This window comes from Pseudoalteromonas sp. CO348, assembly GCF_004208845.1.
GTDB classification, from domain to species: domain Bacteria; phylum Pseudomonadota; class Gammaproteobacteria; order Enterobacterales; family Alteromonadaceae; genus Pseudoalteromonas; species Pseudoalteromonas maricaloris.
Map to the genome: position 1 here is coordinate 49847 of NZ_SGPI01000035.1, position 10221 is coordinate 60067.

7 protein-coding genes are annotated in these 10221 nt (G+C 42.1%); all 7 read left to right on the plus strand.

Annotated elements, in window-relative coordinates; translation table 11 throughout:
* The first annotated feature begins 98 nt into the window (after positions 1 to 98).
* The 7 genes from norR to EXT48_RS18590 all read left to right on the plus strand — a co-directional run bounded on the left by norR (position 99) and on the right by EXT48_RS18590 (position 10163).
* Positions 99 to 1661 (plus strand): nitric oxide reductase transcriptional regulator NorR, encoded by a 1563-nt coding sequence (gene norR / locus EXT48_RS18560; protein ID WP_130165332.1) that lies wholly within the window; start codon positions 99 to 101, stop codon positions 1659 to 1661.
* 241 nt (positions 1662 to 1902) lie between these two features.
* The gene (gene bfr / locus EXT48_RS18565; RefSeq protein WP_130165333.1) at positions 1903 to 2373 is read left to right on the plus strand and encodes a bacterioferritin; all 471 of its coding nucleotides are present in this window, start codon (positions 1903 to 1905) and stop codon (positions 2371 to 2373) included.
* Positions 2374 to 2376: 3 nt separating this feature from the next.
* The gene (gene bfr / locus EXT48_RS18570) at positions 2377 to 2859 is read left to right on the plus strand and encodes a bacterioferritin (RefSeq protein WP_039491612.1); all 483 of its coding nucleotides are present in this window, start codon (positions 2377 to 2379) and stop codon (positions 2857 to 2859) included.
* Between the two features lie 152 nt (positions 2860 to 3011).
* On the plus strand, positions 3012 to 4241 hold the full coding sequence (locus tag EXT48_RS18575; protein ID WP_130165334.1) for an ABC transporter substrate-binding protein: 1230 nt from the start codon (positions 3012 to 3014) through the stop codon (positions 4239 to 4241).
* Positions 4238 to 7549, plus strand: coding sequence for a response regulator (locus tag EXT48_RS18580; RefSeq protein WP_130165335.1), 3312 nt, complete (start codon positions 4238 to 4240; stop codon positions 7547 to 7549). Before EXT48_RS18575 ends, EXT48_RS18580 begins: the two co-directional genes overlap by 4 nt.
* 78 nt (positions 7550 to 7627) lie before the next feature.
* A complete protein-coding gene (locus tag EXT48_RS18585; protein WP_130165336.1) occupies positions 7628 to 9781 on the plus strand; it encodes an exonuclease domain-containing protein in 2154 nt (717 codons plus the stop codon).
* A 1-nt stretch (position 9782) separates the two neighbouring features.
* Entirely contained in the window at positions 9783 to 10163 is a 381-nt protein-coding gene (locus EXT48_RS18590) for a DUF1294 domain-containing protein (protein WP_045987672.1), read from the plus strand.
* Positions 10164 to 10221 lie beyond the last annotated feature (58 nt).

Sequence of the window (10221 nt, forward strand, 5' to 3'; positions counted from 1 at the left end):
GCTATATAAATCATTGTATTAGTATTCTATTATTGATATTTGAGTCAAATTGACCTATCTTAATTAGTGTTTATTTGAATAAATTGAGTCTTTTTGACATGAATTCGTTAGCACTCTCCAAATTGCTTGAGCTTAGTATGTCGTTATCACGACTTTCGTTGGCGCAAGAGGGCCGCGAGGTTAAGCAATACGCTAAGTCCTTGCTTTCAGCATTGAGTCAATCTGTTACCGCTGATGCCATCGCCATTCTTTATGGCGATCAGCATGCATTAACTATCCTAGCTTGCAATGGGTTGAGTGCGGACGCTGTTGGGCGGCAATTTTTGCTTACAGAGCAACCTAGATTGATGTCCATTTTCGAGTCTGACGAACTAGTTAGTTTTCCTGCCAATAGCGACCTACCTGACCCTTACGATGGTCTGTTGCTCGCCGAAGAAAGTCGCTTACCAGTGCATGCCTGCATGGGATTTAAGGTCGCGCTGCAAAGTAGTACCTTATTGGTGACGTTTGATTGCCTTAAACCGGATAGCTTTGAGCACTTGCCTGAGGTTTATTTGAAAACCCTACAAGCAATTGTCTCAAGTAGTGCATTACGTATGTTTGAGGCTGAGCGCCTCTATGAGCAAGCACGTGCATCTACACTTACCCAATCTCAAAAGTCCGTTAAAAAGCAAATTTTAGTAGGAGAGAGTGCGGTGATGCACTCGCTTAAATCAGAAATTGAACTGGTTGCTGGTTCTGAATTTAATGTGCTTATTCAAGGCGATACGGGAACGGGTAAAGAGTTGGTAGCAAAACACGTACATTTTAATTCCCAACGAAATGACAAACCGTTTATACAAATTAACTGTGCGGCGCTTCCTGACTCGATAGCAGAAAGTGAACTCTTTGGTCACAAAAAAGGGGCGTTTACTGGGGCCGATAAAGACCGATTAGGAAAATTTGCAGCCGCGGACGGCGGCACGCTGTTTTTAGATGAAGTTGGTGAGTTGAGTTTGACTTTACAGAGCAAACTATTACGTGTGCTGCAAAGCGGTGAGGTGCAAGCGGTAGGTGCTGACCACATTCATATTGTCGATGTTAGAGTGGTTGCTGCCACTAATCGTGATTTAAAAGAAGAGGTGAGACGCGGAAAATTTAGGGCTGATCTTTATCATCGTTTAAGTGTGTATCCATTATTTGTTCCTCCACTGAGCGAAAGGCTAGATGACATCCCGCTACTGGTAGGGTTCTTTTTAGAGCAGCTAAGAGGTACGCTCAACGCAAAACAAGTAGTGATGGATAGGCAAGCACTCAGTCGGTTAATGCATTACGATTGGCCGGGTAATGTCAGAGAGCTTGAACATTGTGTCAGTCGTGCAGCGTTAAAAGCTAAGCATCAACAGTGGCAGGCTAATATCATTGAGATCCATGACATAGATATCGCGCCAAAACACCATCAACAAATTCAGCAGGCTGAGTGCATGACCACGCAAGAGAAAGCACCTCCTGTCGCCATGAAATTCGCCGTCGAGCTACTACAAAAAGACATGATAGTTAACGCGATGGAACGTCATGGGTTTAATTGGTCGGCAGCTGCGAGAGAGCTGGAAATGGATAGAGCAAATTTGGTTCGACTAGCAAAGCGTTTAGGGTTGGATGTTAAAAAGCAGATGAGTTGAGTAACCGGAGCTGCTTTTATGAGTTTCAATAACTTAGCAATTTTTTTATTCTGAGTTTTGATTGAACACAAGCTGTTCAAAAAATGAAACCCTAAATGTAATGAAAATTGTTATTAATACTCTTATAAGTTGTTTATTTTAAAAGGGTATATTAAGAAAACTGTTATTTTTATTTAATCTTGCGAAGAATAAATATTGAACTAGGGTTATAGGGCGTCACTCGACATTATTAGGGGGCCCTATGCAGGGTAATAAGCAAGTCATAACAGCGCTAAATCAAGTGCTTACGCTAGAGTTAACATCGATAAACCAGTTTTTTCTACACGCAAGAATGTTCAAAAATTGGGGTCTGGAAGAGCTAAACGAGAAAGCGTATAAAAAATCTATCAAGGACATGAAGCAAGCTGATGACCTTATCGAGCGTATATTATTCCTTGAAGGGTTACCAAACCTCCAACATTTAGAAAAGCTACGAATAGGTGAGCATACCGAAGAGATGATGGCGTGCGACTTAGCGTTTCAACTCGATCAGCTTCCGACACTGCGCGATGCAATTGCGCTGTGTGAACATGAACAGGATTATGTTAGTCGAGAGCTACTTGAAGATATTCTTGAATATGAAGAGGGCTATGTGGATTGGCTCGAAACGCAACACTTCTTAATCAAAAATACTGGCATTGAAAACTATCTGCAATCGCAGATTGAGGGGTAAGTTATGCAAGGAAATTCTACCGTTATCGACTTACTCAACAAACAACTTACGCTTGAGCTTTCTTCTATGGATCAATATTTGGCTCATGCCAAAATGTATGAAGATTGGGGACTGGAGAAGCTACACCATAAGTTATCTCACGAATATGAAGAAGAGCTTGATCACGCTAAGCGGATCACGGAGCGCATTTTGTTCTTGGAAGGCACGCCAGATACCGCTTCTCGTGCGCCGATCCACGTCGGTACCGACGTGAAAGAAATGCTAGAAAATGATTTGGCTGCGGAAATTCTGGTAAAAGATCACTTGAAAAAGGTGATAGCAGTGTGTGAGCAAGCGCAAGATTATGTTACCCGTGAAATGCTCGAAACCCTGTTAGATGACACCGAAATGGATCACATTTATTGGCTTGAACAGCATATCAATTTAATCAAACTAATTGGTTTACCAAACTACATTCAGAGCCAACTTGCTAATAGCCCTGAATGATCCCAACCACCGCGCCTACCTTTGGGTGCGGTTTCTTTGTGCGCCATGCATTGTCTGGCTGATTTATAACGAGCAAGGTATTCGCTATAAAATTAAGCAATCACAATGATTTGAACTAAAGTTTAGTTATGTGTTGAGTAATTAGTAATACGATGAAAATATTATTACTGTTTTTCTGCTTCCTGAGCTCGGTTTGTCTTTCAGCAAACTCCAAGCAAGTGTTTCGTATTTATCATGACGCTGATTATTCTAATTTAAATGAGTCAGCCGAAGCGATAAAAATGGGATTTCTAACCGCATTAGATGAAGTAGATAATCAAATCCAAGGTTATAAGGTTGAATTGGTGGCCAAAGACCATCGTGGTAATAGTAATCGTAGTTTGCTTCACTTTAAGCAATTTTTAAAAGACCCGAATGCCTTACTCGTGCTTGGTGGTGTTCATTCTCCTCCTTATATTAAATTTCGTAAATTTATCAATGAGAGTGAAGCGCTGCTGTTGGTTCCTTGGGCCGCTGGTGGGCCAATTACAAGATACCCGAGTAAGGATAATTGGATTTTTAGGCTTTCTGTGGATGACACCAAAGCGGGTAAAGTACTCATCAATTATGCAAAGCAACAAGGTTGTGTTGCACCTCATTTACTCCTTGAGGATACCGCATGGGGGCGCTCTAATTACGACACATTGCTAGAGGAATATAAAACGGCCAAGCCTAACAACGCGCTGCCTGTATCTTGGTTTAACTGGGCAACACAAGAGAATGAAGCACGGATCATGGTCCATAGTATTATTGAAAGTGAGCCGCAATGTATCATTTTTGTTGGTAATGCGATTGAGGGCGCAGAGTTTGTAAAAGCCATGGCAAGTATTGACGAGGCGCAGCGCCTGCCCATTGTTAGTCATTGGGGGATAACTGCGGGTAACTTTTTTAAAGTGGTTGGGGATAAGCTATCTGCAGATGTCTCATTGGCGGTCCTACAAAGCTGTTTTTCTTTTGAGAATAAACCATTAAGTGCGTTTTCGGCACGAGTATTTAATCGTGCAAAACAGCTTTTCCCGACCGAGTTTGCCAAGCATGGATTTGTTCAAGCAGCTCCCGGATTTATCCATGGCTATGACATTGCCAAGCTTCTTATTGCGGCAGCGGAGCAGATAAAACTGACAGATTCAGTCGCCACCAACAGAGCCTTATTAAAAAGCGCATTTGAGGATTTGCAATCGCCGGTCAGCGGCCTAGTAAAAACGTATCAACGGCCTTTTAGTGTCTGGAGTGATAAAAATGATTCAGCCCATGAAGCGCTAACCGTGCAAGACTTGTGTATGGGGCAATACCAGTCTAATGGCAGCATTAAACTAGTTTATAGTTACCCGGGGTCGCATTGAAAACTAAACTTACCTTAACGAGTAATCGCGCTTTTTACACCTTTTTAGGACTAACGGCTATCGTTTCACTTTTGCTCAGTGCACTTTTTGTTGGGCTGAGAGCAAACGTCATTGTCGAAGACTTAGTGAAAGAAACGAATGAAACCCAAGCTCAACTCGCAGTTAACAATTTAACTCAGTATCTTGAGAGCCGTAAACAAATACTATTCGATCTGTCTACACACCCTATTATTGTGAATGGTGCGATGGGTACGGGACTCTCCGCAGCGAAGTTACGAGATTTTTTGCGCAGCTTTCAAATTATAGGCAAAGAAGAAAAGCTGATGGTAATCAATATTCTCGGAGATGTGGTGTATGCAAACTTTGACTCCCATGAAGTGTTAGATCAAGAACCAAAATGGCTAGAGAAAGTGATTAACGCTGAAGTGGGTAATGTGATTGATTTAACTACAGTCACCAATGAGCACTTTTTTACTGTCGCGGTACCTATTTATTATAATGGTTTTGCTGAGGGGGCATTGATTGGTGAGTTTTCGACCAGTCTTGAAACGTTATTGGCAACCTCGTTAGAACACCAACTTCATAGTATTTCGTTAAAAGGCCAGTGGCTTGAGTTCTCTGATGTTGAACGCGTAGAAGATTACTTTAGTATTAAGTCATTAGCTATCGGGACTACCGGACTCCAGTTAGACTATCGCTTGCGAAAAAGCTTGGTCACTGACGAAGTGAAAAGGTTTGTGTGGGATCTTATTGGTGCTATTGCTTTTGGACTATTCCTATCATTTGGCTTGCTCTATTTGTTTGGTAAGCAACTTCTGTTAAACCCATTCAAAAAACTTGAAGAATCAAGAACAACACTCAAACGCAGCGAAGAGCGATTTAAACTCGCAATATTTGGTAGCGATGACGGTCTTTGGGACTGGGACCTTGAGCGAAATGCGGTGTTTTATTCAGACAGATTCAAATCTTTACTAGGCTTTTCGCAAGAGACACAAGCCTTATTCTCTGCGCATATTTCTAGTTTATTTGACCGAGTTCACCCAGAAGATCTCCCCAATTTAGAAAACTCAATTAAGTTTCATATGACGGAAGAAGAGCCTTTTGGTGTCGAGTGCCGAATAAAAACGAGGCAAAACAGCTATCGCTATTTTTGGCTGAAAGGTGCGGCGGCACTTAAAGATGGACAAGCGAAGCGGATAGTTGGCTCACTTTCGGATATTACTGATCAAAAGCTTCATCAAGAAGCACTGAAAAAGGCAAAGGAACAAAATGATTTACTCGCTCAAGCAATAGAGTGCGCAAATGTCGGCATAACGATTGTTGACGCGACTAAACCTGAATTGCCAATCGTATTTGCGAATAAAACATTTCAACAAATCACCGAATATGGTGATGAAGTACTGGGTAAAAACTGTCGCTTTTTGCAAGGTGAACATACCCAACAGCAAGCGTTAGACCAAATCAGGGAAGCAATAATAGCTCACGAATTCGTCAAAGTTGAATTGATCAATTACACCAAGTCTGGAAAGGCATTTTGGAATAGTTTACAGATCTCTCCGGTGTTCAACGAACAAAATCAATTAACGGCATTCGTCGGTATCCAGCAAGATATTACCGCTGCTGTCGAAGCGAAAAAGGAGCTAGAACAAGCGAAGCAAGCGGCGGAGCAGGGCGCGCAAGCTAAAAGCGAGTTTTTAGCGTCAATGAGCCATGAGATCCGCACGCCAATGAATGGTGTAATAGGCATGTTAAGTCTGCTAGAAGATGAGCACCTTACTCAAACTCAATTACATAAAGTGAGTCTAGCAATGGGCAGCGCCAAATCGTTATTAAATCTCATCAACGATATCTTAGATTTTTCTAAAATTGAGGCGGGTAAGCTTGAGCTTGAGTCACTAGATTTCGATGTTAGGGCATTGCTTGGCGAATTGGTTGAATCCGTTGCGTTGCAAGCGCAGAAAAAGGGACTTGAACTTATTCTAGATGTTACCCAACTTGAAAAGCCATTGGTGCAGGGGGACCCGAGCCGCATTCGACAAATAATCACCAACCTAATTAGTAATGCAATCAAGTTTACCGAGCAAGGCGAGATCATCATCCGAGCTTGGTTTAGTGAAGTGGATAATAAACTGAGATTTCATTGTTCAGTTGAAGATACCGGCATAGGGATACCAGAGGACAAAGCGGATAGGCTTTTTGCTAAATTCTCTCAAGTTGATGCCTCTACTACTAGAAAGTACGGAGGGACTGGACTGGGGCTTGCCATTGTCAGACAACTCTGTGAATTAATGGATGGCGATATCGCCGTTAGTAGTCGGTTTGGACATGGTAGCCAATTTGAATTTTTCGTAACTTTGATCCATGGCGATAATACTCAATTCGAAGCTGCAAAAGTTGATTTACAAGGGAGCAAAATACTCCTAGTTGACGATAACCTCTCAGCCTTGACGAGTTTGGAATCTCAATTGCGGCACTGGGGGGCGGATGTGTATAAAGCCAGCTCTGGAATACAAGCACTATCTCTATGTGAAGCTGAATACCAACGTGATAAAAATGTGTTTGATATCGCCTTATTGGATATGACGCTTAGAGGTATGTCGGGTGAGCAGCTCGGTGCTGCACTAAAAAATGATAAGCGATTCAAAGCAATAAAGCTTATCATGATGACGCAAATGGGTACTAAGGGGGATGGCCAGTTTTACGCGGATCGTGGCTATTCAGGCTATTTTCCAAAGCCCGTGACAACCAAAGACCTTTTTGATGCGTTAACCATTTTAGCTGAAGATGGCAAGGCGCTGGCGAATGCGAAACCACTGGTTACGAGTCACTATCTAAAGCTGGTAAGAAAGGCGAACGAAGCCGAATTTACGTGGCCAAAACCTTGTCGTATTCTACTGGTTGAGGATAACAAGGTGAACCAAGTTGTCGCATTAAGTATGCTCAAAAAATTGGGGATAACCCATATTGAAGTTGCCGAAAACGGACTGCTTGCCATTGAACTGCTCAAGTCACATCAAGATGAATGTCAATTTGAGCTAATTTTAATGGATTGTCAGATGCCAGAAATGGATGGCTACCGGACTACCGAATTAATCCGAGACGGAGCCGCAGGTGAAAGTTATCAAGGAGTAAAAATATTAGCCATGACAGCCAATGCAATGTCCGGTGATAGGGAAAAGTGTTTAAATGCAGGCATGAACGATTACCTCACAAAACCCATTTCGGAAGAGCCTCTGAGCGAGAAACTACAATATTGGCTATACAAAAGCGAATACGCTTCCACAGACGATACAGAAGAAACGACTTAAGGGGGTAACTGAAGCAAATTGGCAATATTTCCTATCTATGATAGTCTTTACTGTATATAAAAACAGTTGTCTAGATTTGTGTTGAGAAAACAATTACCCGCCAAATATTACTTAAGCCACTTTAGTGAGCTTAGCAATTATTTACTTAAAGTATGTCAACCGCTATTAAGCAGTGCTCAGCGTGAGCTGCTGGCTGAGCTACACCGCTTGCCTGAAGATGAATTGTGTTTGTTAGTGCGGTTTATTTCCCGCAAAACTCCTTTTCTGGATATCAATTCACTGCGCTACGAAGAGATCAATAATATTTGTGAAGTCGCGTTTTCATTAAAAGCAAAGGGATTACTTCGTCAGGTACAACAAGACGACTTTCAAGCACTATTACATTGCTTAACTAAACCATGTTTAATGGAACTTGCCGAGCGAGAGAATTTAACTACACTGCCAAGTAAATCGGCAAAAAAATCGCTCTGGGTAGCGCATATCAATCAATCTGTCTGCGTTGAACATCTAAATGCACAAGAATACCTATCCCAGTATCTCACGCTCTCATTTCAAGCCGATATCGACTACTTTCTATTTTTGTACTTTGGCAAGGTAGGCTTTAGCTTAGCGCAATTTTCGATGCGAGATCTTGGTGTAATGAACACCCGGAGCACTGACGCTGCTTACCATGCACATTTTGAACAAAAAGCAGAAGCCGTGAGCGCGTTTTATTATGCAAATGCACTCAGTGAGCTCAAAAATGCCTCTGAAGATGAATTAGTACAGCGTGCTAGGCAGGCCGCAGAGCAACAATTGCCTAAGGTTGATGGGCAATATGCAGTGACTGCACATGCAAAGTACCTGTTAACGCTTGCCAGAAAGTTAGGTCCTGAATTTTCCCATTTTAAAACCTTACTGGGTATGAGTGAGCACCCTCAAGCTTGTGAGATGTTGATACGACATAATTATAAACAAGGTGAGATTGAGCTGGTGAGAGAGCAATTAGAGCGCATATTGCAGGGGGAAAGCGATGAAACATTGATGATCTTCGCGGAAGACTTTTATCAGCGTAAATTTAACCAAAAACGCACTTCTGTACTTACGGATATGCTAAGAAAAAGTCAACCTGCGATCCAAATTGATGAGGCTTTTAAGGGACAAACAGAGGCTGGCGTCATTGCTTATTATAAACGTCATGACATTGAGGCCTATCATGTTGAAAATGAAATTTGGCTGGCCTTATTTGGATTGAGCTTTTGGCAAGAACTGTTTTATCACCCAAAAAGTATCGTTGCTAATGGGTTTTCTAGAACTCCGCTGGCGTTAAAAGAAAATCGCTTTTACAGCGAATTTGAGGAGGAAATTGAATGTCGCTTAGCGAGTTTTACAGATACTTCTGCTTGGATGAACTGGCTTCTACGCCAGATGAGCGAACATTACGGAGAGCCCAATCGGTTGTTTATTTGGCACGATAAGATGCTCGACTCAATAAAAATATTATTGTCTAACTTGTCAATTGAGGATGTCAAACCTGTTTTAAGGCTAATGTGTAGTGATTTTCATCTGATGAAATCTGGTTTTCCCGATCTGATGATAGTCGACAAAAAAGCGGGTTTAAGGTTTGAAGAAATCAAGGCACCTGGAGATAGTCTTAGCCGAAGTCAGCTAGTTAACATTTCTAAACTCTTGCAATGCAATATTCCCACGCGACTGCAAACCGTTGAATGGCATATTTGCAAAGAGCAACCTTATGTCGTTGTCGATATTGAAACCACCGGTGGCAACAAGGAGTTTGATCGCATTACCGAGGTAGCCATGGTAAAAGTCGTTAACGGCGAGGTCGTTGCTAAATGGCAATCACTTGTTAATCCGATGCGTCGTATCCCACAAAAAATCACTGAACTGACAGGGATCACTCAGGCAATGGTGAGTGATGCTCCAGTTTTTTTTGAAATTTTGGAGCAAGTTGAGCTGTTTAGCCAAGGTGCTATTTTTGTCGCGCACAATGTGAACTTTGATTATGGCTTTATTCGACAGGAGTTTGCTCGAGTCGGCCGAGAGTTTTCTCGTGCGAAGTTATGTACTGTGCAGTTAGGCCGAAAGTTTGTGCCGGGCCTGCGCTCTTATGCGCTCGGGGCGTTTTGCCAGGCGATGAATGTACCTTTGATTAATCATCACCGAGCGATGGATGATGCTTATGCTACCGCTAAAATTTTCATTCAAATCAATACAATAAGACAGGAAAAGTAGCATGTCAGCGGTTCGTTTAATGCATCAGCAGATGGGCCTGTTTTGGGGAGCAGGCGTGTGGTTAGGGGCGCTTTGCGTATCTAAGCTACCTTGGCAAGCGGTTATTTCTGCAGTGGTGTTGTTGGTTATCAATGTATTTATATTTGCACTTTTTTGGTGGGATAAGCGTGCTTCAACGCTTGCTCAATCACGCATTCCTGAGCGTAATTTACTACTGTGTGGGTTACTTGGGCTCAATATTATCACACCAGTGGCTATGTATATGCTCAGGCATAAAACCATCAAACCTAGCTTTAATTTTAAGCTATTGATGGTGCTCATAATGCAGACTATTGTATTCGGTATGCTGTTTATTTGGTTATTTAACCTGAGGTTTGGATAAGGAATGTTCCAACTCATTGTTGCTAAAGCACAACTTAGTTTTTTCCTTGTCTAGCCAG

Coding starts and splice junctions, on each gene's coding strand:
- norR (WP_130165332.1), top strand. CDS start 99: ATGAATTCGTTAGCACTCTCCAAATTGCTTGAGCTTAGTATGTCGTTA.
- bfr (WP_130165333.1), top strand. CDS start 1,903: ATGCAGGGTAATAAGCAAGTCATAACAGCGCTAAATCAAGTGCTTACG.
- bfr (WP_039491612.1), top strand. CDS start 2,377: ATGCAAGGAAATTCTACCGTTATCGACTTACTCAACAAACAACTTACG.
- EXT48_RS18575 (WP_130165334.1), top strand. CDS start 3,012: ATGAAAATATTATTACTGTTTTTCTGCTTCCTGAGCTCGGTTTGTCTT.
- EXT48_RS18590 (WP_045987672.1), top strand. CDS start 9,783: ATGTCAGCGGTTCGTTTAATGCATCAGCAGATGGGCCTGTTTTGGGGA.